At 45.1% G+C, this 22,749-nt stretch carries 32 protein-coding genes and 2 pseudogenes; all 34 read left to right on the forward strand.

Annotation, left to right across the window (positions count from 1 at the left end):
* The first annotated feature begins 167 nt into the window (after positions 1-167).
* The gene (locus NE473_RS28650) at positions 168-665 is read left to right on the forward strand and encodes a hypothetical protein (protein WP_006775019.1); all 498 of its coding nucleotides are present in this window, start codon (positions 168-170) and stop codon (positions 663-665) included.
* Between the two features lie 295 nt (positions 666-960).
* Positions 961-1,143: a type II toxin-antitoxin system HicA family toxin gene (locus NE473_RS28655; RefSeq protein WP_002602970.1), complete on the forward strand. Its 183-nt coding sequence runs from the start codon at positions 961-963 to the stop codon at positions 1,141-1,143.
* A 34-nt stretch (positions 1,144-1,177) separates the two neighbouring features.
* Complete coding sequence (locus NE473_RS28660; RefSeq protein ID WP_256265487.1) at positions 1,178-1,585, forward strand: type II toxin-antitoxin system HicB family antitoxin; 408 nt, start codon at positions 1,178-1,180, stop codon at positions 1,583-1,585.
* Between the two features lie 245 nt (positions 1,586-1,830).
* Positions 1,831-3,165 (forward strand): hypothetical protein, encoded by a 1,335-nt coding sequence (locus NE473_RS28665; RefSeq protein WP_256265470.1) that lies wholly within the window; start codon positions 1,831-1,833, stop codon positions 3,163-3,165.
* The gene (locus NE473_RS28670; RefSeq protein WP_256265471.1) at positions 3,152-3,481 is read left to right on the forward strand and encodes a hypothetical protein; all 330 of its coding nucleotides are present in this window, start codon (positions 3,152-3,154) and stop codon (positions 3,479-3,481) included. Before NE473_RS28665 ends, NE473_RS28670 begins: the two co-directional genes overlap by 14 nt.
* Entirely contained in the window at positions 3,462-4,046 is a 585-nt protein-coding gene (locus NE473_RS28675) for a hypothetical protein (protein ID WP_256265472.1), read from the forward strand. Before NE473_RS28670 ends, NE473_RS28675 begins: the two co-directional genes overlap by 20 nt.
* Positions 4,047-4,109: 63 nt before the next feature.
* Positions 4,110-4,799 carry a phage terminase small subunit gene (gene terS / locus NE473_RS28680; RefSeq protein ID WP_256265473.1) on the forward strand — a complete coding sequence of 230 codons (690 nt, stop codon included), beginning with the start codon at positions 4,110-4,112 and terminating at the stop codon, positions 4,797-4,799.
* Positions 4,744-6,078, forward strand: a complete 1,335-nt coding sequence (locus NE473_RS28685; RefSeq protein ID WP_256265474.1) for a PBSX family phage terminase large subunit — start codon at positions 4,744-4,746, stop codon at positions 6,076-6,078. Before terS ends, NE473_RS28685 begins: the two co-directional genes overlap by 56 nt.
* A gap of 9 nt (positions 6,079-6,087) precedes the next feature.
* Positions 6,088-7,506: a phage portal protein gene (locus NE473_RS28690; protein WP_256265475.1), complete on the forward strand. Its 1,419-nt coding sequence runs from the start codon at positions 6,088-6,090 to the stop codon at positions 7,504-7,506.
* Positions 7,506-8,516, forward strand: a complete 1,011-nt coding sequence (locus NE473_RS28695) for a minor capsid protein (protein ID WP_244052982.1) — start codon at positions 7,506-7,508, stop codon at positions 8,514-8,516. The genes NE473_RS28690 and NE473_RS28695 overlap by 1 nt, the downstream gene beginning before the upstream one ends.
* Positions 8,503-8,688, forward strand: a complete 186-nt coding sequence (locus NE473_RS28700) for a hypothetical protein (protein ID WP_006774094.1) — start codon at positions 8,503-8,505, stop codon at positions 8,686-8,688. The genes NE473_RS28695 and NE473_RS28700 overlap by 14 nt, the downstream gene beginning before the upstream one ends.
* 115 nt (positions 8,689-8,803) lie before the next feature.
* Positions 8,804-9,397 carry a phage scaffolding protein gene (locus NE473_RS28705; RefSeq protein WP_039891816.1) on the forward strand — a complete coding sequence of 198 codons (594 nt, stop codon included), beginning with the start codon at positions 8,804-8,806 and terminating at the stop codon, positions 9,395-9,397.
* Between the two features lie 20 nt (positions 9,398-9,417).
* A complete protein-coding gene (locus tag NE473_RS28710; protein ID WP_006774096.1) occupies positions 9,418-10,422 on the forward strand; it encodes a major capsid protein in 1,005 nt (334 codons plus the stop codon).
* A gap of 13 nt (positions 10,423-10,435) precedes the next feature.
* Positions 10,436-11,160 (forward strand): annotated as a pseudogene (locus tag NE473_RS33255) (Ig-like domain-containing protein).
* 12 nt (positions 11,161-11,172) lie between these two features.
* Positions 11,173-11,496, forward strand: a complete 324-nt coding sequence (locus NE473_RS28720) for a PF13754 domain-containing protein (protein ID WP_006774098.1) — start codon at positions 11,173-11,175, stop codon at positions 11,494-11,496.
* Entirely contained in the window at positions 11,493-11,768 is a 276-nt protein-coding gene (locus NE473_RS28725) for a hypothetical protein (protein ID WP_002603326.1), read from the forward strand. Before NE473_RS28720 ends, NE473_RS28725 begins: the two co-directional genes overlap by 4 nt.
* Positions 11,768-12,019 (forward strand): hypothetical protein, encoded by a 252-nt coding sequence (locus NE473_RS28730; protein WP_006774099.1) that lies wholly within the window; start codon positions 11,768-11,770, stop codon positions 12,017-12,019. Before NE473_RS28725 ends, NE473_RS28730 begins: the two co-directional genes overlap by 1 nt.
* Before the next feature lies 1 nt (position 12,020).
* Complete coding sequence (locus NE473_RS28735) at positions 12,021-12,395, forward strand: hypothetical protein (protein ID WP_006774100.1); 375 nt, start codon at positions 12,021-12,023, stop codon at positions 12,393-12,395.
* The gene (locus NE473_RS28740; protein WP_055649967.1) at positions 12,367-12,702 is read left to right on the forward strand and encodes a hypothetical protein; all 336 of its coding nucleotides are present in this window, start codon (positions 12,367-12,369) and stop codon (positions 12,700-12,702) included. Before NE473_RS28735 ends, NE473_RS28740 begins: the two co-directional genes overlap by 29 nt.
* Positions 12,699-13,202, forward strand: a complete 504-nt coding sequence (locus NE473_RS28745) for an HK97 gp10 family phage protein (protein WP_006774102.1) — start codon at positions 12,699-12,701, stop codon at positions 13,200-13,202. The genes NE473_RS28740 and NE473_RS28745 overlap by 4 nt, the downstream gene beginning before the upstream one ends.
* Complete coding sequence (locus NE473_RS28750; protein WP_055649968.1) at positions 13,195-13,602, forward strand: phage tail terminator family protein; 408 nt, start codon at positions 13,195-13,197, stop codon at positions 13,600-13,602. Before NE473_RS28745 ends, NE473_RS28750 begins: the two co-directional genes overlap by 8 nt.
* Before the next feature lie 3 nt (positions 13,603-13,605).
* Positions 13,606-14,649, forward strand: a complete 1,044-nt coding sequence (locus tag NE473_RS28755) for a phage tail sheath subtilisin-like domain-containing protein (RefSeq protein ID WP_256265476.1) — start codon at positions 13,606-13,608, stop codon at positions 14,647-14,649.
* Positions 14,650-14,661: 12 nt separating this feature from the next.
* Positions 14,662-15,135 carry a phage tail tube protein gene (locus NE473_RS28760; protein WP_055649970.1) on the forward strand — a complete coding sequence of 158 codons (474 nt, stop codon included), beginning with the start codon at positions 14,662-14,664 and terminating at the stop codon, positions 15,133-15,135.
* Positions 15,136-15,193: 58 nt separating this feature from the next.
* Positions 15,194-15,886 (forward strand): minor capsid protein, encoded by a 693-nt coding sequence (locus tag NE473_RS28765; RefSeq protein WP_256265477.1) that lies wholly within the window; start codon positions 15,194-15,196, stop codon positions 15,884-15,886.
* A gap of 45 nt (positions 15,887-15,931) precedes the next feature.
* Positions 15,932-16,333 carry a phage tail assembly chaperone gene (locus NE473_RS28770; protein ID WP_256265478.1) on the forward strand — a complete coding sequence of 134 codons (402 nt, stop codon included), beginning with the start codon at positions 15,932-15,934 and terminating at the stop codon, positions 16,331-16,333.
* Complete coding sequence (locus NE473_RS28775) at positions 16,333-16,500, forward strand: hypothetical protein (protein WP_256265479.1); 168 nt, start codon at positions 16,333-16,335, stop codon at positions 16,498-16,500. The genes NE473_RS28770 and NE473_RS28775 overlap by 1 nt, the downstream gene beginning before the upstream one ends.
* 10 nt (positions 16,501-16,510) lie before the next feature.
* Complete coding sequence (locus NE473_RS28780; protein WP_256265480.1) at positions 16,511-18,385, forward strand: tape measure protein; 1,875 nt, start codon at positions 16,511-16,513, stop codon at positions 18,383-18,385.
* The gene (locus NE473_RS28785) at positions 18,385-19,041 is read left to right on the forward strand and encodes a LysM peptidoglycan-binding domain-containing protein (RefSeq protein WP_256265481.1); all 657 of its coding nucleotides are present in this window, start codon (positions 18,385-18,387) and stop codon (positions 19,039-19,041) included. The genes NE473_RS28780 and NE473_RS28785 overlap by 1 nt, the downstream gene beginning before the upstream one ends.
* Positions 19,042-19,050: 9 nt before the next feature.
* Positions 19,051-20,004 carry an XkdQ/YqbQ family protein gene (locus tag NE473_RS28790; protein WP_256265482.1) on the forward strand — a complete coding sequence of 318 codons (954 nt, stop codon included), beginning with the start codon at positions 19,051-19,053 and terminating at the stop codon, positions 20,002-20,004.
* Complete coding sequence (locus NE473_RS28795) at positions 19,997-20,272, forward strand: DNA helicase (RefSeq protein WP_256265483.1); 276 nt, start codon at positions 19,997-19,999, stop codon at positions 20,270-20,272. Before NE473_RS28790 ends, NE473_RS28795 begins: the two co-directional genes overlap by 8 nt.
* Before the next feature lies 1 nt (position 20,273).
* Positions 20,274-20,657 carry a DUF2634 domain-containing protein gene (locus NE473_RS28800; protein ID WP_256265484.1) on the forward strand — a complete coding sequence of 128 codons (384 nt, stop codon included), beginning with the start codon at positions 20,274-20,276 and terminating at the stop codon, positions 20,655-20,657.
* Positions 20,654-21,679, forward strand: coding sequence for a baseplate J/gp47 family protein (locus NE473_RS28805; RefSeq protein WP_256265485.1), 1,026 nt, complete (start codon positions 20,654-20,656; stop codon positions 21,677-21,679). The genes NE473_RS28800 and NE473_RS28805 overlap by 4 nt, the downstream gene beginning before the upstream one ends.
* A complete protein-coding gene (locus tag NE473_RS28810; RefSeq protein WP_256265486.1) occupies positions 21,666-22,295 on the forward strand; it encodes a putative phage tail protein in 630 nt (209 codons plus the stop codon). The genes NE473_RS28805 and NE473_RS28810 overlap by 14 nt, the downstream gene beginning before the upstream one ends.
* Positions 22,285-22,749 (forward strand): annotated as a pseudogene (locus NE473_RS28815) (hypothetical protein); the annotation flags it as partial. The gene NE473_RS28810 and the pseudogene NE473_RS28815, both read left to right, overlap by 11 nt.

A 22,749-nucleotide genomic window follows, 5' to 3' on the forward strand; every position in this document is an offset into this window, starting at 1 on the left:
AAGATATTGTCAAGCGAAATGAGCGGATCGTCAAGTTCTTTGAGGAACAGAAGAACCGGGATACGCTGAATCGGATGCGGCAGCTTCTGGGCCAGCAGAGGAAGGAAGAGGAGTACCTGGATGGGGAACGTGTGTACAAGCCGCGGGTAGGAAAGGAGTGAGGGTTGATGAATCAAGAGACAGCGGAACGGATTGCAAAGGAGGCGGCCTTAGAGGCGGTAAAGGAATTCAAAAAGTCAGAGCGCAAGGAGAAACGAGTGAAGATATTCCAGAATACTAAAAAGCTGATGGAGAACTATAACCGAATCTGCCGGAGCGTACAGGAGGGGATATCTGATTTGTCAGATATGGACGACAGCGACGAGTTGGAAGGATTCACCGAAGAGGATATCTTTATAAACAGCATTCTTAAAAGCAAGTTACGGAGCGTAGTAATGATTGCACATATTGACAAGTGTCTGAGCCTTCTCGAAGAGGAAGAGTACTCAAAGAATACGCCGGAGAAGTATCTGGCATTCAAGTATTACTATTTAGATGGAATGACCTATGAGAACATAGCCGAAGTGTATGGGTACGTGGATCGGACGGCTAGGCGGTGGGTGACGGAACTCACCAATATACTGAGCGTGTATTTATTCGGATCAGATGCAATTATGTTGGATTAGAGGCTTGACAAGAGCGTGTCAAAATCGTGTCCTTGCAATGTCCGAATGGACGAGTTATAATTGTATTATGCAAAATTAGGTAAACAGAAAAAGCCATTTTGCATAACATCCCCAATGAACGGCCACCGGCTTTTACCGGTCGGCGGCTGATTTATCCTCCATAATTCATGTTTCTCCTTTAACTGAGTTCTTACAAATATGTAAGGGCTCTTTTTGAATAATACGTATAATATGTATTGAAACTATTGACAATACGTACTGCACGTGCTATAATTATAGCATAAGGAGGACAGAGATGAGGTTCAGAGAAGTTGAAAAAATGATTTTACAAGATGGCTGGTATGAAGTAAAACAAGTTGGTTCTCATCATCAATATAAACACCCAACTAAGAGCGGAAAAGTTACAATACCAGAGCATAAAGGCAAAGACATTAATATGACAGTTGTAAAATCAATACTTAAGCAGGCGGGGCTGTAAAGCTCCCAATGCCTGCATGAAAAGGAGGAAAATGATGAAATTAGTTTATCCGGCAATATTTACACCTTACGAAGATGGAAGCGGAGGTTATGCCGTTGAGTTCCCGGATCTGCCCGGTTGTGTTACTGGTGGAGATGATATGGCAGAAGCGATCTTTATGGCAGAAGATGCTGCCAGCGGCTGGGTACTCACAGAACTGGAGGATGGCAAGAAGGCGCCTAAAGCGTCAGAGTTCGGAGGCATTAATACAGAGCCTGGCCAGTTTGTGAATATGGTTGCTTTGGATATGGACGCCTATGCTGAAAAGTACGGAAGCAAGGCGGTAAAGAAGACTCTTACAATTCCTGCATGGCTCAATACCTACGTGGAAGAAAATAACATTAGTTGTTCTGCCGTTTTACAGGAGACGTTAAGTAAAATGGCACAGTCATCAATGCAATAAATTATAGAACCTCATTTTGGGCACTCGGTTACGGCGGGTGCTCTTTCCCTATGGATATTTGAGCTATTAGTTGAATTTCAAGGTTAATGCAACTTTCTTAAAGTAAATGCAACTGGCAGCGTATATAGGGGGTGTATTTACTTTGAAAATTTACTTATTTGAGCTATTTTAGGTTTTGTTATAAGGTATGTGTTTTCTTTTAGCATAAAATGTGATAAAATTGCATAATCTATGGGGGAATGACAATGAGATGGAAAGATAAAAAAAAACATTATCAGAAAAATAAAATTGCTAAGACAATGCGAGCCTTACAACGCAAAAATAAAAAGAAAGCAAGAAAGCATCATTGTAATAAAGATGTTATTTATAGTACGGAGACTAGTAGAATTTTATGTGAAAAAAAATTTTATAGCAAGAGTGTGTCTGATTATGTATTGATAAAAATGAATGGGACAGTACTAATAACGATACCTAAGGATTTTTCTATATCTAAAAATGCAGATGAAGTTATATATTTATTGAAAAAAATTTTTTATTGCGGCATGCAACCCCAAATTAAGGAGATTATGTTTGATCATTCTAGATGTAGTAACCTTGGGATTGCTGCAAGTACGATAATGGATACAATTGTATTAGCCGCTAAATCTTATCATAAAACATTAGGTAGTCATCTGACAATATCTGGAAATTTACCGGAAGATAGGTATACAAAAGATGTGTTTATTGCTAGTGGTTTAGTGAAGCATTTAAATATTAATCAATTTGCTAAAAATGATAATATTATCAAATTTAAACTAGTTTCTGGTAGAGCAGGCGCTCAAGAGTCTGCCCAAGTGGCAACCAAATTGACAAATTATTTTAACACATGTCTTCAAACGCAAGGGTATAAATTGACAGATACTGGTGAAAATAAATTAGCATCAATGTTTGGGGAAGTAATTGATAATTGTGAACGACATGGAGGCCGTAGTTCAGTTTGGTATACATTAGGACATTATCAGATTAGAGATGAATATGATTGGGGGGAGATTCAACTAACGATATTTAATTTTGGAGATTCAATTTATGAACGTTTATGCGGGGCAGATACAACAATAGAGACAAAAATGAAGTTACAAAAAATGGTTTCAATTCATGAGCCTTTTTTTTCAAAAGATTGGACAAAAGAAATGATGTTTAGTGTCTTTTCCTTACAGGAGGGAATAAGTAGATTAAGAGATAGTAATCGAGAAGGGTATAGTAATCGAGGAAAAGGAACAATAACATTAATGGATACTTTTTATCATTTAGGGCAAACGAGGAATGGGATAAAGCCAGAATTGACAATCGTATCTGGGCATACATGTATACGGCTGGATGATAAGTATAGATTAGAAAAGAAGAGATACAATGATGATATATTTCAAAATAAAGAAAGAAGAATTATTGCGTTTAATAAAGATAATGATATTTATAAAAAAGCAGATAGTAATGTAGAGCTATTAAAAGATAGTTTTCCGGGGACTGTTATTGCTATGAAATTTTATCTAGATAAGAAATATTTAGATTCTGTTGTTCAGGAGGTTAATGATGGAAAATGAAGTAATTAAACTACAGTCTTATCGAAAAAGTGAATCGAGAATGTATTCAGGAAGAGAGCATGGATTAGAAATTAGAAAAGAGTTGGACTTAAACAATAAAGATAAGGATGAAAAAAAGTATATTATACAGATATCGGATGATACAATTGCCATAAATAGTTCGTTTTTTGGTGGACTATTTTCAGATAGTGTCGTTGGTTTAGGAGAAGAACAGTTTAAAAAAAAGTATATATTTCAAAACAATAAAGGCAAAGAAGTGAAAGAAACCATTAAAAAAGATATTGAAGAGGGAATTTATGATGCTATTAACGGCTAGTCCAAGTAATGGTTCCTGGAATAATGTTGTAAATATTTCAGGAACCATTGAGGCTATTGCTGCTATTCTAAATATATTATTAGTAGTTTATTTTTTTCTTAAAGATAAGGAAGAATTTAGAGAGAGAGAAAGGGAGAGAATTAAAGAACAAGCATATGATAAATGGTATAATTTGTTAGTGCTTGAAAGAATGCTTGAAACACTGGATATATTTTTTAAGGATATTGAATTCGTTGTTTCTAGTTCCAAACAAGGAAACGGAATAGATATGGTAGAGTTACTTTCTGGAGTTAATGAAATAAAAGATATAATTTCACGAAATAAAAGGATATTTATTCCGATATTAGCATTATTTAGCGAAGAATTAAAACAAGATGTTTGGAATACACTTCAAGAAAGTAATGATCAGATATTGAGCGAATATGAACAGTTTATATATGGAAAGCAATCAAAAAATACAATTTATGAGATTATTAATGAAACAAAAACAACTACATATAAAAAATTATATGAGTATAATTTGAAAAAATTAAGAGAAATTATTGAAGATGAGAAAAAGAACTAAGAGATAGCCCAGGCTGCCTCTTTTTCTTTTACCCCAAAACCGACGAATCGAGGTGATGAAGGCATGGCCAGAGCGCCAGATCTGAGAATTGAACAGGCGAAGGCCATGTATTTGAATGGGCAGAAACTGATTGAGATTGCAAATCAACTGGGTCTCCCGGAGGGCACAGTTCGCCGTTGGAAGTGTACACATAAGTGGGATAACGAACGTTCGGATAAGAAAAACGAACGTTCGCAAAGAAAACGTGGCGCTCAGCCAGGGAATCATAATAGTGCTGGTGGCCCGCCGCAAAATAAGAAAGCAGAAAAATACGGTTTCTTCTCGAAGTATCTTCCGGAAGAGACCGTTTCCATTATTCAGGAGATGCCAAAGGATCCGTTGGACGTCCTGTGGGACCAGATTCAGATTGCTTATGCTGCCATTATCCGGGCGCAGAAGATCATGTATGTTCGCGACCGAGAGGACAGCACTAAGACTGAGATCGGCCACAAGGACGGCGATACGGTCACGGAGGAACGTTGGGAGGTACAGCAGGCATGGGATAAGCAGGGGAACTTCCTGCAGGCCCAGGCAAGAGCCCAGGCAGAGCTCCGTAGCATGATTAAGCAGTACGATGAGCTGCTGCATAAGAACTGGGATCTGGCGACTGAGGAGCAACGGGCGAGGATCGCCGTTCTGAAGTCCCAGGTTGAGAAGGATGAGGAGAAACCGATTCAGATCGAGTTTAAGAAAGCAGGTGAGAATCACGTCTGATATCCATTACGTAGAATTTGCTTTAAATGATCACTTCTTTGATTTCGTCCATGACTGGGATCATAAAATATATCTGACCGTCGGCGGATACGGCAGTTCTAAAAGCTATCACGTGGCTGTAAAGCTGATCAAGAAGCTTCTGGAGGAGAAGCGCAAGGCTCTGGTAGTCCGCGAGGTATTTGATACGATCCGTGATTCCTGTTACGACTTGCTGATGGAAGTGGCCGAGGCCATGGAGGTAACGGACTACATCACGTTTACGACGTCACCGATGCAGATCCGCTTCAGTAATGGCAGCAAGATCATTTTTAAAGGCATGGATAAGCCGGCAAAGCTGAAATCCTTAAACGGTGTTTCTATTGTTTGGATCGAGGAATGCTCCGAGGTTAAATATGCAGGCTTTAAGGAGATCCTGGGGCGTCTCCGTCATCCGACTCTCAGCAATCATATTATCTTGTCAACGAACCCAGTCAGCAAGAGCAACTGGGTGTATAAGCATTTTTTTCAGGATAAGGCCACAGGCGTTAAGATCCTGGACGACGAAGAATTGTACCAGAAGCGTATCCTGGTGATCGGAAACACCTATTATCATCACAGCACGGTGGATGACAATTACTTTGTACCGGCAGATTACATCGAGCAGCTGGATGAGTTGCAGCAACACGATCCAGATTTGTACCGAGTGGCCAGGAAGGGACGTTTTGGCATTAACGGGAGGCTTGTTTTTCCACAGTTTGAAGTTATGCCAGAAAGCACGGTTAATGGGCGTATACAAAAGATTGCCAGCCCGATTGAAAAGAACGGCATGGATTTTGGATTCGTCACCTCTTATAATGCGGTGGTTCGTATGATGATAGACCACGATAACAAAATTCTGTATCTGTATGATGAGTACTACTCCAGGGATAAAACGGATCCAGAGATTGCCCGGGATATTGAAAAGTGGAAGAATGTATTGATTAAGGCCGATTGCGCGGAGCCCAAAGCAATCCGGTATTATAGACAGTTGGGATTTAGAATGAAACCGTGTAAGAAGTTTAAGGGTTCCCGTGAAGTATACACTAAGAAAGTTAAGCGCTTTAAGCGTATCATATGCTCAGACCGGTGCCAAAACATAATAGGGGAGTTAAAGGAATTGACTTTTGCCGTGGACAAAGATGGAGAGATAATCGAAGATGAATTCAACATAGACCCCCATACGTTGTCTGCTATCTGGTATGGGCTTGATGATTACGAGGTTTCAGACCTCAAGGGCGGAGGACTGAAAATCATGAAATAGAGGTGAGATATGGAGCTTGAAATAATTAAAAAGCTGATTAAGAAGTATACGGCTGGTCATGGTGCTTTTCTTGCCGAGGCCGATACTGCGGATCGGTATTATCGGAACCAGACGGATATCTTACTGGAGCCGCCTAAGAAAAAAGAAACAGAGCAAGGGGAGAACCCGCTGCGGAATGCAGATAACCGGATCCCCCTCAACTTCCACGGCCTCCTGGTCAATCAAAAAGCGTCCTATATGTTTACAGCGCCGCCTCTGTTCGATCTAGGCGATAAGGCGTCTAATAAAGCATTGATGGCGTTCCTGGGGGATAAGTATGCTAAGACTTGCAAGGATCTCTGTGTAGAGGCTTCCAACGCTTCTGTGGCATGGCTGCACCTATGGAAGGACAAAGCGAGCGGGCAGTATAAGTATGCCATAGTGCCATCAGGACAGGTGATTCCAGTGTGGAGCAATAATCTGGAGAGAGAGCTTAAAGGAGCATTACGCTGCTATCATGACATCACGGATGAGGGCAAGGAACTGGACGTCTACGAGTACTGGAATGATACGACCTGTCAGGCGTACGCAATTGAAGCTGGGGGCGTAATTGACACCGGGCTGATGCCGTACAATTCGTTTACACTGATCGACACGGCAGGAAACAGCAACCTGGTTAACGAGTTCAAGCATGATGTCGGTGAGGTTCCTTTCTTCCCATTCTTCAACAACAACATTGACACGGGCGATCTGGACAACATCAAGCCACTGATCGACGTGTACTGCAAGGTGTTCAGCGGTTTCGTCAACGACCTAGAAGATATTCAGGAAGTTATTTTTGTGCTTACCAACTATGGCGGCGATGATCTGGGCCAGTTCCTCCGTGAACTGAAGGACTACAAAGCAATTCAGATCGAGAATGAAGGCGGGGAGGACAAGTCAGGAGTTTCCACCCTAACGATTGAGCTGCCGGTGGAGGCCCGCAAGGAGCTGCTGGCTACGACCCGGAAATGTATTTTTGAACAGGGGCAGGGTATTGATCCGGACCCGCAGAATTTTGGTAACAGCTCAGGCGTGGCCCTGGGCTTTTTATATTCCCTATTGGAGCTTAAATCGGGACTGATGGAGACAGAGTTTAAACTGGGCTTCGGCCGGTTTATCCGGTGCATCTGCCGGTTACTGAATATCAAGATCAAAGACGACACAATCGTTCAGACATGGACACGCACCAGTGTCAAGAATGATCTGGAACTTTCCCAGATTGCCCAGCAGTCGAAGGGGGTGATCTCTGATGAGACCATCGTGTCAAAACACCCGTGGGTCGAGGATCCGGAAAAAGAAATGGATATCCTCAATAAGCAGAAGGAAGCAGATGCAGAGGCCCAACGGGAAATATCCGATATGTTCCCGAAGGGTGAGGATCCGGAGGAAGGCGAGGGCGATGAATAATGGGATATTGGGAGAAGCGTCAGGAAGCCATGTACAAGGCCGGAGAAATGCAGGTCAACCAGTATTACGCAAAGCTGGAAAAGGCTTTTAACCAGACCCGCCGCGAGCTGCAGAAGACGATAGAAGCTTTCTACTTTGAATACGCGGAGGAGAATGGCCTTTCCTATGCGGCAGCGCAGCGGCAACTGTCAAAGGCCGAGATCGGCAACCTGCGGGACTTTATCGACCTGGCCATGGAAAATATCGGAAAGCACAATCAGACCGTCAACAACATGTCCATCAAGACCAGAATCACCCGGTACCAGGCATTGGAGGCGCAGGTGGACGCCATGCTACGGCAGCTATATGCAGTAGACTATCAGGCTGCCGCAGAACAGACTATGAAAGCGGTTTTCGAGGATACCTATTACCGTACCTGGTACAACATCGACCAGTACAAGGGATTCCACGCCGCATTCGCAAGAGTGGATCCACACGCAGTCGAGAAGCTGCTGGAATATCCTTTCAACGGCGCCAGCTTTTCAAGTCGGTTGTGGAAGCAGAAGGATCACTTGCAGACACAGCTGATGGAATCGCTAACAACTATGATGGTACAGGGAAAGAGTCCGCAGGCGCTTACAAATGATTTTGCGAAAAAGCTGAACGTCAAAAAGTTCGATGCTTACCGCCTTCTGCATACAGAAAGTTCTTTCTTGATGAGTGAGGCCACTCACGCAGGTTATAAGGAAGACGGAGTGGAGAAGTACCAGATTCTTGCTACGCTGGATAGTAAGACCTGCGATATCTGCGGGGACAAAGACGGCGAAGTCTACGAGGTCGGGAAAGAGATTACTGGCGAGAATATGCCGCCGTTCCACTGTTTCTGCCGTTGCACAGACGTACCTTATTATGTCGATGATGATCGGTCCGGGGAAATGCGCGTGGGACGTGATTTGGAGACAGGAGAGAATGTAGAGGTGCCGACCGGCATGACATATAAAGAGTGGAGGAAGCAATATGTACGAGATTAGATTGACGGGCGGAGAAGAAATAAAAATGCACTGCGAGAAGAGTGCTGACGAGATGCTTGAATGGATTAACATGATTTGCGAAGAGGGATTTGAATTTATGAGTTGCGACCAGCTGGATGGCAAAACGGTCATGATAAGAGTCAGTGAAATCCGAACAATTACCAAGTTATAAGCACGCAGGGTAAACCTGAGTGTTATTTTCGCCTTTTTTGGTATCTCAGGCGCAAAAGAGGGAGACATCACCGGGCACGACCGGGACAACAAGTGAAGATGAAAGGAGCAAGAAAATGAAGAAAGAGGATTTAGTAGCAAAAGGATTATCGGAGGAGCACGCACAGATCGCAGTCGATGCATGGAATGAGGCCGTGAAAGGCTTTGTGCCAAAGGACCGTTTCGACGAGGTAAGCGGTAAGCTGAAGGAAGCAAACTCGACGATCGAGACGCTTAAGAAGGACAACTCTGACAATGAGGAGCTTCAGAAGCAGGTCAATGAGTATAAGGAGAAGGTGACGGCCTTGGAGATTGCGTCAGCCAACACGGTGAAGGAATACGCCCTGAAGGATAAACTGAAAGAGGCCGGCGTGGTTGATGCTGATTACATTATCTACAAGCAGGGCGGGCTTGACAAGTTCACGTTTGACAAGGACGGGAAGCCGGTCGGAATCGACGATATTGTGAAGCCCCTGAAGGAGTCCTCTCCCCATCTGTTTAAGACGGAGCCGGGGGCAGACTATAGACCAGCCGGCGGCGGGACTCCTCCGGCTAAGAATCCATTTGCAAAAGACAGCTTTAACCTTACCGAACAGGGAAAGCTGCTGAAAGAAAATCCGGCTCAGGCACAGGTATTGGCTGCGGCAGCCGGAGTAACCATCAACGTATAAGAAAGGGAATAGGTGATTAAATGCCAGTAACAAAATTATCCGATGTCATTGTACCGGAACTGTTCACACCTTATGTCGTGAACCGGACCATGGAGTTATCCGCACTCTTCCAGAGCGGAATTATCACAAATAATGCAGAGTTTGACCGTCTGGCCAGTGAAGCGGCACCGATCCACCAGATGCCGTTTTTCGAGGATCTGAGCGGAGATTCTGAGGACATTATCGAGGATCAGGATCTGACTGCAAAGAAGATCACGTCTAACAAAGATGTATCTACGACAGTGCGCAGGGCTAATATGTGGGCTGCCACAGATTTATCGGCTGCGCTTGCAGGCAGCGACCCGATGGCAGCTATCGGTGACCTGGTAGCGGGATATTGGGCGAGAGAGTACCAGAAGATTCTGATCCAGGTGCTTTCCGGAGTGTTCGGCAGCTATCAGACTGCAACGGAGCCGGCAGAGACCAAAACACCGCTTGCAGACCATATCCTGGATATTTCTACGGCAGGTTCAGCGGCGGCCCAGAAGATCAGTGCCAGCGCTTTTATTGATGCTTTGCAGCTGCTCGGTGATGCCCAGGGACAGCTGACGGCTGTGGCCATGCACAGCGCCACAAAGGCTTTTCTGAAGAAAAATAACCTGATCGACACAGAACGGGATTCTACTGATGTTGAGTTTGATACCTACCAGGGACGCCGGGTAATTGTGGATGATGGCTGTCCGGTTGCAGATGGCGTATATACCACATATCTGTTTGGCCAGGGGGCAATTGCATTCGGAAATGGTTCTCCCGTCGGCTTTGTTGCTACTGAAGTAGATCGAGACAAGAAGAAGGGATCTGGTGTAGATTACCTGATTAACCGTAAGACGTTCATCATGCATGCACGTGGGATCAAATGGACTGACCTTGCCAGAGAGCATGTAGAGACTCCGACGAAGGCGGAACTGATGAATGCCATCAACTATGAAAGAGTCTATGAGCCGAAGCAGATCAGGATCGTTGCGTTTAAGCATAAGATCGGATAAGGAGGTCTGACACATGGCAGTTAAGACAGTACAGGCCGTAATTAACGGTGTTACAACCACACTGACCTATAACAGTACCTCGAAGAAATATGAGGCCACAATTACAGCGCCGGCCACGTCGTCTTATAACAATAACGACGGGCATTATTTTCCAGTGACGATTAAGGCCACGGACGAGGCCGGGAACGTGACCACAAAAAATGACACAGATGCCACACTCGGAAGCAGCCTGCAGCTCCGCGTAAAGGAGAAGATTGTACTTATACACCTACGGCGGCCCTGGCTGACGGCAGCCATACCATTAAGGTTGACGCAGCTGACAACGATGGCAATGCCGCGACGCAGAAGAGCGTAACATTTAAGATTGATACCGTACCGCCGACTCTTAACGTGACGGCTCCGGTTAATGGTCTGATCACCAATAAGGCCGCCTGCACCGTAACAGGTACAACCAATGATATCACCTCAAGCCCGGTTACTGTGACAGTTAAACTTAACAGCGGCACAGCAGAGGCGGTTCCGGTTGGCGCAGATGGATCGTTCAGCAAGGCGTTGACACTGGCTGCCGGAAGCAACACAATCACGGTTGTGGCAACGGACAGCGCGGGCAAGTCTACGACGGTGGTCAGGACAGTAACTCTCGATACCGTGGCTCCGACGATCAGGGCCGTAACGCTCACGCCTAATCCGGTAGATGCCGGTAAGACTTATGTGATCAGCGTGGAGGTTACCGACTAAGGAGGCAATGCCATGGCAGTAGCACGTGTATTTGGCCTGGTAGATGGCATAGAAGTAATACTACAGAAAGTAGATGAGGACCGGTGGAGTGTGCCGGTCCCTTTTGATGCTGACGGAGAATATGTGGTAGAGGTGGTGGCCGAAGATGAAGCAGGAAACCAGACGTATCTTTCAAAGATGCTTTATACCGTAGATGCCGGAAATATCTGTATTCACGCGCTGCCGCTTCCAAAGTATACGTTTGAGCTCCTTCAGGCGCCATATCAAATGGAACCACAGTTTACAGAGTATCTGTTTACACGATTGATTCCAGAATGTCAGGAGGTGGCATTATGATACGTTTTATTTTGGGCGAAGACAGACATGTAAAGTATTTCGTCCATTCTGTCAAGTCAGAATACTTTGTTGTTAAAGATGCCACCTATGAACTGATATATAATGGCGAAGTAGAGGCATCAGGCGGCTGTGAAGTGACCCAGGAGGAAGATGGAAGCTTTGTAGACGTGAAAATTCAGCCAACGTACCGGAGCAATCTTTACATTTTGGAAATCACGTTGATGATTGCGGACGAGGTTATTAAGAACCGGGAGCAGATGGAGGTGGTCTGATGGCGGTGCGGATTGAAGCTGTGGAGTTAAGCCGGAATCCGGTTTCCGTCAAAGAGCGTCTTATTGTGAGCGTATCTGTCGTTACGCACGGATATCTGGGAAGGTCAACCAATGCTGAACTGACTTCCTATACAAATGGACAGTTAAGGCTGAGAGGAGAATCCGTTCCTACTTATGCACAGCTTCAGGAATACCGCCATTCAGCTCTTCACAGTATGACTCATCAGCAGATTGAATCCATGGAGGTGTAAAATGAATAGTAATGAGATGCTGCAGACAGTAAAGCAAAATCTGCGGCTGGGTACAGAAGACCATGATCTGATCATCTCGGATCTGATTCTGACAGTCTGCGATTACTGTAACCTGGATCCGGATTGCGTACCGGATATTCTGGAACCCTTTGTACGGAAAAAGGCGAGAGGAATAATCGAGTACGAGGCATCTGAAGGCAGCGGATATAATCCAGAGATTGCAAGTATCAAGGAAGGCGATGGAAGCATTACCTGGGCGCAGACGGAGGGAAATACGAAGGCAAGTATCTATGGCCTGTCTGAGAGCGATAAGGCAGGTCTGAGGAGGCACAGGAGGCTGAGAGGATATGCGAAACCCGTATGCAAGAATGTATGACGCTAAAATGGATGTGTACCGATGGACAGACGTTGAAATAGATGGTATCACAAAGCAGGTAAGAGCAGCCGTGGCAACTGGGCGTCCCTGTCGGTACAGTTCTTCGGGCCAGGTATCCACCGGCGCACCAAATCCGGCAATTGTGAACAGCCACAAGCTATTTTGTGGACTGACTGAGGATATTCGGGAAGGAGATCAGCTGCTGATCACTCTGCGAACCGGAAAGACCATTGAAGTTGATCTGGGGGAGTGCCACCCGTATACCTATCAGTGGCAGTGTGAAATAAAGAGAGATGATAATGCATGAGTAGTAGCAATTACCGTAGGAATAAGGCTGCTATTGACCAGTTCCGGAAAGAACTTATGGCGATGGTGGAGGATATCCAGCAGATTGATAAGAAGGTGCTTAACAAGGCTGTAAACGCCGGTGCGGCCTATGCGAAGCGGCGTACGCCTGTAGGAGATCACCCCAACCCAGTAACTTTCATTGTGAATAATGGCCCTGGCGTCAGAAAAGTTGTAAGTTTTAAAGTTAAGAATCCGGGAGTTGGCGGATTCTTGCGAAAAAGCTGGCATAAGCTTCCGACAAAGAAGACAAAAGCAGGCGTGGAGACGGAGCTGGTGAACACCGCAGAGTATTCCACATATTGGAATTACGGCCATCGCATCGTAACGAAAAAAGGCGGTCCAACAAAAGGTTTTGTAAAAGGTACGTTCGTGCTGGAAAAAACCAGGGGATACATCGAGAAGCAGCTGGTGAAGGAGTTCGAGAAAGAAGTAAAGGCGGTGCAGAGCAAGCATGATTGAAAAACTATATAAGAATATCACGGCTGGATTGAAGGCAGTCAGGCCGTGCAAGGTGTACGTTGAAGATGTGCCGCAGAACTTTGCACAGCCGTCTTTCCTGGTTACCTTCTATGAACAGGAGCCTTCCAGAGGTATTAATGGACGACTTAAGAATTCAGTCAGGGTAGACGTATCATACTTTCCGGCGACTGACAGAGAACCTTATGAGGAATGTTGGCTTGTTGGTCAGGATTTGAGCCGGGAATTTATAGTGGCAGATTTCAAAATCAGAAATAGAAACTTAAAGATTGTGGATAGTGTCCTGCATTTCCTTTTCGACGTTGACTACCGGGAATATCAGGAAAACAACAGCACAGCAATGCAGACAATATCACAAAACACAGACATAAAGGAGGAGTAAGCCATGGCAGGAACATGGGAATCCCAGAATAAGGTACTGCCCGGAGCCTATATCAATATCCGGACGAATGAACCGCTGTCTATTACACCGGGGGACCGCGGAACCGTTGTTATCCTGCAGGAAATGAGTGTGGGTACTGACGGCGCTATGTATACAATTACAGCAACGGAGGCGGCATGGCCAGACGGAGCTACGGCCTCGGATAAGAAGCTGGCTGCGGAAGCACTGAAGAAGGCAAAAACCGTATTGGTATATAAACTCAAAGCAAGTCACAAAGCGGCTGACGTCACTGCGGCCCTTGCAGCCCTTAAAACCGTGCAGTTCAACACGCTCTGTTATCCCTATGACGGAGAGGGAGAGGAGGTCAACAAAACAGCGATTGCGACATGGATCAAGGCCATGAGGGACGATGAGGGTGTGAAGTGTCAGGCGGTGCTCGCGAACCATGTGGCAGACAGCGAGGGGATCATCAATGTTGTTCAGGGCATCATCATGCCAGGGAATCAGGAACTGACGGCTGCAGAGGTAACTGCATGGGTGGCAGGAGCCACAGCTGGTGCCAGTATCACTACATCAAATACCGGAATGGTTTATGCGGGGGGCATCGACGTTAAACCCCGAATGACAAAATCAGAGATGGAGGCGGCTGTCACTGCGGGTAAGTTCATTTTTAAGGTAGACACTGCCCAAAATGTATCTGTAGTGTATGATATCAATTCCCTTACCACAGTCACTGTGGACAAGGGTAAAATGTTTACGAAGAACCGGGTTATCCGAACTGTTGATAATATCTCCAATGATATCACGAAGATCTTTGAAGCGAATTATGTCGGGAAAGTCAATAATAATGATGAAGGCAGATCTCTTCTGAAGGCGTCTCTGGTGGACTATTTTACTACACTTCAGACGATGGGGGCGGTTCAGAATTTTGTGACTGACGATGTTACGGTCATAAAGGGAAATGATTCGGATGCTGTTGTAATCGAAGCAGCGGTACAGCCGGTTGACAGCGTAGAGAAGATATATATCACAGTTAATCTGTCGTAAGGAGGATATGACATGGGAAATTACACAAAACTCACTGATCTGGTGACAGGAAGTGAAGGCAGCGCTTTTATCACAATCGATGGCCAAAACCGGTATTTTTTTGAGATATCGAAAGTAGATGCCAGCATCGAATTTAAGGTGCTGGCAAAGCGGCTCCTGGGGCATCGTATGACACAGCATAAGGTTGTAGGCGCGGAGGGAAAAGGTACACTGACTATGTACAACGTAAGCCCCGCCGCACTTGCGGTCTATCAGCAGTATATCAAAGAGGGCAAGGTTCCGCAGATCAGTATCCAGACGACGAATGAAGATCCTGCATCAACGGTTGGCCGCAGGGTCGTTGTCATGAGAAACTGCATTCTGGCAAAGGCTCCGGTGGCATATCTGGACGACTCCAGCGAAGATCTGAACACCGTAGATACGGATTTTACATTTGATGATGTGGATGAACTGGAAAGCTATGCCTTTCCGGAGAATATGAGATAAGTCATTTACACTTGCCTCGGAAATCATTATAATTGATGATAAGGAAGGGGGCGGTGAAATGGGATTATTTGATTTTTTAAAGCATAAGAATCCGGCGGTAGTCGTTGACAGTGACGAGTCCTGCTATCATGAGGCCATGAAGGCGTTAAAACGCTGCGATCTAAGGGGGGCATATAAGATTATATGTCGATGGAATGTTGACAGCGGAAAGCCTGGGCTGGGATTCGACTGGGAGGAAGAGCTTGAACAAGGTTTAAGTGAAGAAACAAAAGACCTTTTGCAGTATTTCTATACGATGGATGCTGACCGCGAAATGCTACACAATGCCGTTTTTTGCGAGTTGTCTGGAATGTCTCCACATAAGACGTCAAAATGGGCCTGCCCGGACAAAGAAAAGCAAAATGAAGTGTATTTGGATATTTACAATATGTGTTCAAGGTACGCTACTTTAAGAGACATTGAGGGCTTGGTAAGAGACGGATGCGATAAAGTAGCGTTTCTTGCCACATTAGACGACAAAACATGCCCCGTTTGTGGAAACATGGACGGAAAGGTCGTTAAAATCAAGGGAAGTATAATAGGCAAGAATCTACCTCCACTACACCGTGGCTGCCGCTGTACGACAGTTCCATACTATGACGATAACGATATGGAAGGTGAGACACGGGTGGCCAGGGATCCGGTGACGGGGAAGACTGTGGAGGTTCCAGCAACCATGACCTGGAAAAAATGGAAAAAGTTAAACGGTTGAGAGACGCTAAGTAAGCGTCTCTTTTGAATTGAGAGGAGAACCAATATGGGAAGTTTAAATGCATTTTTACATCCGGAACAGGCAGAAAATAAAGAGGTAATCGTATCAGAACGATTTAAAGAAAATGGAAAACCGGTTCCGTTTGTGATCCGTCCGATTGCTCAGCAGGAGAATGAAGGGCTGCTTCGGAAATATACAAAGAAAGATAAAAAAGGGAACGAATATTTTGATAAAGTATCATATAACCAGAATCTGGTTGCGGCCGCGGTCGTGGAACCTGATCTTGAAAATTCAGAATTGCAGAGAGCATACGGTACTTTGGGCGCTGACAAAACTCTTGTAGCCATGCTCTACATTGGAGAGTTTACAGCATTAATGGAGGCAGTACAGGAATTATCTGGACTGGATAAAGATATCAACGAAGATGTTGAAGAGGCAAAAAACTAATGAAGCAGGGCGATCCTGAGCTGTGCTATGCTCACTTCGCTCTGCAGAAGCTTCATATTTTGCCAACCATCTTAGATGCGATGAGTCAAAAGGAAAAAGCTGTCGTATATGCAAGTATAGATCTTCGGATAGAAGAAGAGAAAAGGCTTGCCAATCAGATGAAATAGGAGGTGGATCATGCCGACTTTAAGTGCTATGTTTCGTTTAATGGACGGATATAGTTCGCAGATAGATAAAATGATGAACAAGACAAATGCCGCGACCGATAAGATGCTGAAGGCATCAAAGGCTGCCGATAATGTAAATGACTCGGTAACAAAGGCGGGAAAGGGATCCGAGGCTACCTCCCCTAAAATGGAAAAGTTTAACAATTCTCTTTCTGATACGGAAAAGAAAGCCACTAAGGCAAACGGCAGTCTTAAAACCCTGATCGGAACGGTGGTCAGTCTGGCCGCAGTAAAAAAAGGTATGGACTTGGTAGACGATTATACCAATGCAGCTGCCAGATTAAGAATGGTTAATGATGACAGCCAGACTCCAGCAGAATTGCAGGATAAGGTTTTCGATGCCGCGAACCGGTCACGAGGCAGTTATACGGACATGGCCGGAGCAGTTGCCAAAATGAACCTCCTTGCCGGCGATAGTTTTACATCAAATGACGAAGCTATCGGTTTTACTGAACTCCTGCAAAAATCGTTGAAGGTGTCTGGAGCTGGAACGTCTGAACAACAGTCTGCATTTTTACAGTTGACACAGGCAATGGCGGCCGGCAAGCTGCAAGGTGATGAGTTCCGATCTGTTATGGAAAATGCGCCTATGGTTGCTGATGCCATTGCTAAGTATATGGGCAAAAGTAAAGGTGAACTGAAGGAATTGTCTTCTGATGGACTTATCACGGCCGATATTATTAAGAATGCAATGTTTACGGCTGCTGATGACATTAATAATAAATTTGCAGAAATGCCAATGACTTTTTCTGATGTTGGGCAGCTTATGGCAAATAATGCATTGGAGGCTTTCGGTCCAACAATGGAAAAGCTAAATACCCTGCTGAATAGCAGTGGAGCGCAGACACTTCTGGCTGCATTAAATGAAGGTATTGCGGCAATTGCAGAGGGAGCCAACTGGCTAATCGATGCATTTATTCGAGGAGATCCCATCGTAAGAACTTTTTTTGCGGTTGCTATTATTATGGCAGGCTTATGGGCTGGACAGATGCTCGTTGCGGCCGGGGCTACTCTTGCTGCTAACTGGCCGTTGATTTTAATTATAGCAACATTAGGGGCAATTGTTTTAGCTTTAATTTCTGCAGGAGCTACATTTGCTGATATATTTGGTTTTATTGGTGGCCTGCTTGGGGCTTTTTATGCGACAGGGTACAATATTGTAGCGAATTTATGGAACATTTTTGTTTCATTCGCTGAGTTCCTGGCTAATGTATTTAACGACCCGTTAGCTGCAGTCGTTAACCTCTTTGTTAATATGGCAACCAGTGTATTATCAATTATCCAGAGTATTGCAAAAGCAATTGATGATGTATTTGGTACAAATCTCGCCGGAGCAGTTGGGGGATTTATGGATAAAATACAGGCTTGGGGAGACAGTTTTAAGTCTGACGACTATATATCTTTAGACGAGCTGCGCATGGATACGAAAGATATTGTGTCGACTTCAGATAATTGGAGCAAAAAAGGAAAGAGTGTTGGGGATTTTATTGACAAATGGGATTTTGGTAGTGCTTTGGAAATTGACCCCAATGCAGGCGGTATCGACTACAGCCAGTTTGCTACTGTCGGTAATCCGGCAACTGTGAAAGGAACCGGGAAAGGTGGCGCGGTGAAGGTCGAGAATGAAGAGGATATCGAATGGATGCGCAGGCTTGCAGAACGTGATTATATCGCCAGAATCGCCCAGAATACACTTGCGCCAAATATCAAGGTAGAATTCAGCGGTCCGATCACCAAAGAGGCAGATACCGACAACATTATGAGTCATGTATCTGAACAGCTCAAAGAAATGATTGCAATCGCTCCAGAGGGGGTGCCGGCTTAATGTCATACTCGGTGTATTTCAAATATGGCAGTAAGAAATATAAGCTTCCGGTTAATCCGGAAGAAATTAAGAGATCAAGGGAACTTAATATTGAGACGTATCAGGTACTGGAGGAAGGGCAGGTTTCTATCCCTTCCTACTGTGCTTTGGAGGAGTACAGCTTTGAAGCAGAATTTCCCAGTCAGGACGTTAATTACATGGAATCCGGTACAGAAGCCGATGCAGACCATTACGAGAAGATGTTCAGGAAGGCTCAGAAGAATAAGAAGCCGATCAGGTTTATTGCATCGAATGATATTTCAGATGATATCAGCGTCAAGGTACTGGTAAAGAGTGTAGAGGTAGTGGAAAAAGCAGGAGAAGAAGGGGATAAGTACATATCGTTGACACTCATGGAGTATAAAGGGGCCGGAAAAAGGTATGTAGCTATCCAGACTCCTGATGCTACGGTAAAACAGGAAGAGATGCCCCCTGCTGATAATCCTGCTGTAACTGCAACTAAGTCACACACAGTACAGTCGGGAGATACTTTGTGGGGGATTGCTAAGAAGTATTACGGTAATGGATCCCAATATCCGAAGATCATGTCAGCCAATCCGGCTATTAAGAATGCGAACCTGATCTATCCCGGACAAGTATTTACAATACCGGCATAGGAGGCGAATATGGAAGTATTGGTTGAAACAGGAGGATATATTTACGATATATCGGGCATGTGTACAGAGATATCGTGGTCTGATGCGCTGAATGATGGATCCAGTAGCATGGACATCACGTATATTAATGATGGTCTAACATTACAAAACGGAGATGTCGTCCGTCTGACAGAAAATGATCAGGCTGACGGCATCTTTTTTGGAACTGTTTTTAAGGCATCCGGTGACGAATCCGAGATTATTAAGGTAAAGGCTTACGATCAGCTGCGGTATGCTAAAGCGAAGGAAATTATTGTGCTGGAAAATGGGACGCTGAAGAACCTGGTACAGAATATGTGCACCTTTCTGTCCTTAAAGCCGGGCACTATGGAGGAAACTGGGTATGTACTGCCGACTATAGCTGATTCCGACAAGACATGGCTGGACGAGATAGCGCAGGCCATCTCCGATACGCTGATCGCAACGCAGGAGATGTACTGCGTCCGTGATGAGTATGGATCCATATGCCTCTGGAATATGCGGAACCTGCAGCTCCCTCTTGTACTGGGAGACCGCAGCCTGTGCACCGGCTACAGCTGGGAGAAATCCATTGATGATGATTTCTACAACCGGATCAAGGTAGGCTGGAAAGATGAAAATAGCAAGAAAATGGACGTGGGTGCCGCTGCTGATCAGGAATCCATAAACCGGTATGGCCTTCTCCAATATTTCGAAACATCAGCTTCCGGGATTGATAATGCGGCAAAAGCACAGGAGCGGGCGAACAACCTTCTGAAGCTGTATAATCATGAAAAGGAGTCATTGAAGCTGGACTGCTTGGGCGATCTCCGGGTACGTGCCGGAAACAGCATTTACGGGAGCATAGAGGACATTGAACTTAATCGCAGGCTTATCGTAAAGAAAGTAACACACGATTTTCTGCCGGTTCATACGATGAAAGTTGAGGTGATGACTGGTGAATGACAGAAATGGAGCGAATGAACTGTTTAACGTTATAAAAACGATAGTAAACAATTACCTGAATAATCGGAAGGTGGCTGCGGTAGTAATCGGGGAGTACAAAGGGAATGCCGTTATGGTCGGAGATCTTCCAGTTCCTATGAGCATGGTAACAGGGAACATGAAAACCAGACTGGTCAGTGGCGACAAGGTGCGGCTGCTCCGTAACGATGGCGGCCGGGAGTACTATATTCTGGAAATCATTGGGAAACCATATCAGATAGGAGGATAACATGGAACTTACAACCGGTATGGTGCTCCGGGAACAAACCTTTGAAGGGAAGACTTATAAAGTATTGCCCTGTAAGATAGAAGGGTACGTAGACGATCTGGAAGCATTAAAGCAGGCTATTTATAAAGTACTTGATACCGAACAGTATGAGCACCCCGTATACAGTTTCAATTATGGAATTGCATGGAAAGAACTGATCGGAGAGGAGCAACCCTATGTACGGGCGGAAATGAAGAGAATGATACAGGAAGCACTGTTACGTGATGACAGGATACGAGAGGTTGATGGATTCAGCTTTTCTTTTACTGGGGACACGTGCCAGTGCTCTTTTAATGTCTTCAGTATTTATGGAGATATCGAAATAGAAATGGAGGTGCCTGTATGACATATGAGGAGCTTTTACAAGCCATGCTGGACAGAGTACCGAGTAACGTGGATAAGAGGGAGGGAAGCATCATATATGATGCTCTGGCGCCGTGTGCTTACTTTCTGGCACAGCAAAATTTCCAATTGGAAAACTATCTGGATCTGGTCTTTCCGGATACCGCAGTCGGCGAGTATCTGGACAGGGCAGTAGCTGCTTTCGGAGTGACAAGAAAACCGTCCAGCGCTGCAGTACGAAAAATGATAACAACAGGAGCGGTACCAATAGGCAGCCGCTGGGGAATAAATTCCCTGGCTTATGTTGTCACGCGTGAACTGGCATCTGGTACAGAGTACGAGGCCGAGTGCGAAACTTCGGGCGACATCGGAAACCAGTATTCAGGATCCGTGCAGCCGATCTCAAATATAACGGGAGTGACCGCTGAACTGACTGATATTATAACAGCAGGAGCCGACGAGGAAACGGACGGAGCCCTGCGGGAGAGATTCCTGCAAAAAGTGCAGCTGCCAGCCACATCGGGAAATGCATACCACTATAAGTTATGGGCTTTAGACGTACCAGGTGTCGGAGATGCCAGGGTTTTCCCGCTGGACAGTGGCCCTGGTACCGTGACGGTCCTGATCGTGGACAGTGATAAGAATATAGACCCATCTCTGGAAAGCACAGTATCGGCTTATATGGAAACGGTCCGACCGATCGGAGCGACTGTCACGATCGACAGCCCGTCTTCCATAGCTGTTAACGTCATGGCTGATGTTACCCTGGACGGCAGCAAAGCCAAAGATGATGTGCTGCAGGCATTCCGTGCCTCTTTAAACACATACCTCAAAGGGCTGGTATTTACAGACTATCGTGTCAGTTATGCAAGGATCGGGAGCCTGCTCCTGGCCACGGAAGGCGTACAGGATTATGATAACTTAAAATTGAATGGCGCCATGGCAAATGTGATTATTACTGATAAAGCTATTCCGGTTATAGGAACCGTAGATTTTTCGGAGGTGAGGATGTATGGAGCTAATTAAGCTGCTTCCGGATTACTATTCTGAAAATGAAACAATGAAGACGCTGCAAGAAATTCTGTCAGAGCAGACAGACGGTCTTGACACGGAAATGTATAAGACCATCGATAACTGTTTTGCGGGATCTGCCTCGGATTCACTCACACGGTATGAACACTTACTTGGCTTGATCCCTGATGCCGCTAAATCTGATCGGTATCGCCGGGAACGCATTAAGGCGAAGATATCCGGAGCCGGAACGACCACCACTTCCCTGATCCAGAATATTGCGGAAAGCTTTACAAACGCGGCTGTTAATATTGTGGAGAATTTTCCGGCGTATACCATCACTGTTCGGTTTACGGGTACATCAGGCATACCGGGGAATATGGCAGATATCAAACAGACGATAGAGGAGGCGGTGCCCGCCCATTTGAAGGTGCTGTATGAGTACATTTTTAATACCTATGGAGCGGTTGGAACATTTACCCATGCAGAACTGGCAGCTTATACTCACGAACGGATCCGTGGCGGTCATCTTAAAAATAGAATTCAGGAACTGCAAGCCTATCAGCACGCCGAGCTGGCGCAGTTGACGTATGAAGATTTATCGAAAGGAGAGTTACCAAATGGCAACTAACACAACAAACTACAATTTCAAAAAACCGGATGAAAGTGATTTCTATTCAGTTCAGGATCAGAATAATAACTGGGATAAAGCAGATGCTGCATTGAAAGACCTGGATACACCGACTTTTGAGGATTACTCTGGAAGTACGACGGTTCCTGATGCTGCTACAGCAATCAATAGCATTAGAAGTAAAGGGAAGCTGTCCACAATATTAAGTAACATGAAAGCAGCGTTTAAGGGGGCCTGTTTGATCGGTCAGATAGTAAACAACTGTGTAACCAATAATGCGAAATTGCCATTATCGGCTGCACAAGGTAAGGCGCTGATGGATCTGTATACTCAGTTAAATAGTGATTTAGCCAGCATAACTGGATTAATTGTCAAAGATATTACATTAAACCCTGGTTATGCCATCTATGGAACATGGGCCACCCGGATCATAAAAGATAAATCTTCAGGGATA

Source organism: Hungatella sp. SL.1.14, assembly GCF_024460495.1.
Classification (GTDB): domain Bacteria; phylum Bacillota; class Clostridia; order Lachnospirales; family Lachnospiraceae; genus Hungatella; species Hungatella hathewayi.

Excerpts from the sequence above, each read along its gene's own strand:
- NE473_RS28650 (WP_006775019.1), top strand. The coding sequence starts at position 168 with ATGAATCAAGAGACAGCGGAACGGATTGCAAAGGAGGCGGCCTTAGAG.
- NE473_RS28655 (WP_002602970.1), top strand. The coding sequence starts at position 961 with ATGAGGTTCAGAGAAGTTGAAAAAATGATTTTACAAGATGGCTGGTAT.
- NE473_RS28660 (WP_256265487.1), top strand. The coding sequence starts at position 1,178 with ATGAAATTAGTTTATCCGGCAATATTTACACCTTACGAAGATGGAAGC.
- NE473_RS28665 (WP_256265470.1), top strand. The coding sequence starts at position 1,831 with ATGAGATGGAAAGATAAAAAAAAACATTATCAGAAAAATAAAATTGCT.
- NE473_RS28670 (WP_256265471.1), top strand. The coding sequence starts at position 3,152 with ATGATGGAAAATGAAGTAATTAAACTACAGTCTTATCGAAAAAGTGAA.
- NE473_RS28675 (WP_256265472.1), top strand. The coding sequence starts at position 3,462 with ATGATGCTATTAACGGCTAGTCCAAGTAATGGTTCCTGGAATAATGTT.
- terS (WP_256265473.1), top strand. The coding sequence starts at position 4,110 with ATGGCCAGAGCGCCAGATCTGAGAATTGAACAGGCGAAGGCCATGTAT.
- NE473_RS28685 (WP_256265474.1), top strand. The coding sequence starts at position 4,744 with ATGAGGAGAAACCGATTCAGATCGAGTTTAAGAAAGCAGGTGAGAATC.
- NE473_RS28690 (WP_256265475.1), top strand. The coding sequence starts at position 6,088 with ATGGAGCTTGAAATAATTAAAAAGCTGATTAAGAAGTATACGGCTGGT.
- NE473_RS28695 (WP_244052982.1), top strand. The coding sequence starts at position 7,506 with ATGGGATATTGGGAGAAGCGTCAGGAAGCCATGTACAAGGCCGGAGAA.
- NE473_RS28700 (WP_006774094.1), top strand. The coding sequence starts at position 8,503 with ATGTACGAGATTAGATTGACGGGCGGAGAAGAAATAAAAATGCACTGC.
- NE473_RS28705 (WP_039891816.1), top strand. The coding sequence starts at position 8,804 with ATGAAGAAAGAGGATTTAGTAGCAAAAGGATTATCGGAGGAGCACGCA.
- NE473_RS28710 (WP_006774096.1), top strand. The coding sequence starts at position 9,418 with ATGCCAGTAACAAAATTATCCGATGTCATTGTACCGGAACTGTTCACA.
- NE473_RS28720 (WP_006774098.1), top strand. The coding sequence starts at position 11,173 with ATGGCAGTAGCACGTGTATTTGGCCTGGTAGATGGCATAGAAGTAATA.
- NE473_RS28725 (WP_002603326.1), top strand. The coding sequence starts at position 11,493 with ATGATACGTTTTATTTTGGGCGAAGACAGACATGTAAAGTATTTCGTC.
- NE473_RS28730 (WP_006774099.1), top strand. The coding sequence starts at position 11,768 with ATGGCGGTGCGGATTGAAGCTGTGGAGTTAAGCCGGAATCCGGTTTCC.
- NE473_RS28735 (WP_006774100.1), top strand. The coding sequence starts at position 12,021 with ATGAATAGTAATGAGATGCTGCAGACAGTAAAGCAAAATCTGCGGCTG.
- NE473_RS28740 (WP_055649967.1), top strand. The coding sequence starts at position 12,367 with ATGCGAAACCCGTATGCAAGAATGTATGACGCTAAAATGGATGTGTAC.
- NE473_RS28745 (WP_006774102.1), top strand. The coding sequence starts at position 12,699 with ATGAGTAGTAGCAATTACCGTAGGAATAAGGCTGCTATTGACCAGTTC.
- NE473_RS28750 (WP_055649968.1), top strand. The coding sequence starts at position 13,195 with ATGATTGAAAAACTATATAAGAATATCACGGCTGGATTGAAGGCAGTC.
- NE473_RS28755 (WP_256265476.1), top strand. The coding sequence starts at position 13,606 with ATGGCAGGAACATGGGAATCCCAGAATAAGGTACTGCCCGGAGCCTAT.
- NE473_RS28760 (WP_055649970.1), top strand. The coding sequence starts at position 14,662 with ATGGGAAATTACACAAAACTCACTGATCTGGTGACAGGAAGTGAAGGC.
- NE473_RS28765 (WP_256265477.1), top strand. The coding sequence starts at position 15,194 with ATGGGATTATTTGATTTTTTAAAGCATAAGAATCCGGCGGTAGTCGTT.
- NE473_RS28770 (WP_256265478.1), top strand. The coding sequence starts at position 15,932 with ATGGGAAGTTTAAATGCATTTTTACATCCGGAACAGGCAGAAAATAAA.
- NE473_RS28775 (WP_256265479.1), top strand. The coding sequence starts at position 16,333 with ATGAAGCAGGGCGATCCTGAGCTGTGCTATGCTCACTTCGCTCTGCAG.
- NE473_RS28780 (WP_256265480.1), top strand. The coding sequence starts at position 16,511 with ATGCCGACTTTAAGTGCTATGTTTCGTTTAATGGACGGATATAGTTCG.
- NE473_RS28785 (WP_256265481.1), top strand. The coding sequence starts at position 18,385 with ATGTCATACTCGGTGTATTTCAAATATGGCAGTAAGAAATATAAGCTT.
- NE473_RS28790 (WP_256265482.1), top strand. The coding sequence starts at position 19,051 with ATGGAAGTATTGGTTGAAACAGGAGGATATATTTACGATATATCGGGC.
- NE473_RS28800 (WP_256265484.1), top strand. The coding sequence starts at position 20,274 with ATGGAACTTACAACCGGTATGGTGCTCCGGGAACAAACCTTTGAAGGG.
- NE473_RS28805 (WP_256265485.1), top strand. The coding sequence starts at position 20,654 with ATGACATATGAGGAGCTTTTACAAGCCATGCTGGACAGAGTACCGAGT.
- NE473_RS28810 (WP_256265486.1), top strand. The coding sequence starts at position 21,666 with ATGGAGCTAATTAAGCTGCTTCCGGATTACTATTCTGAAAATGAAACA.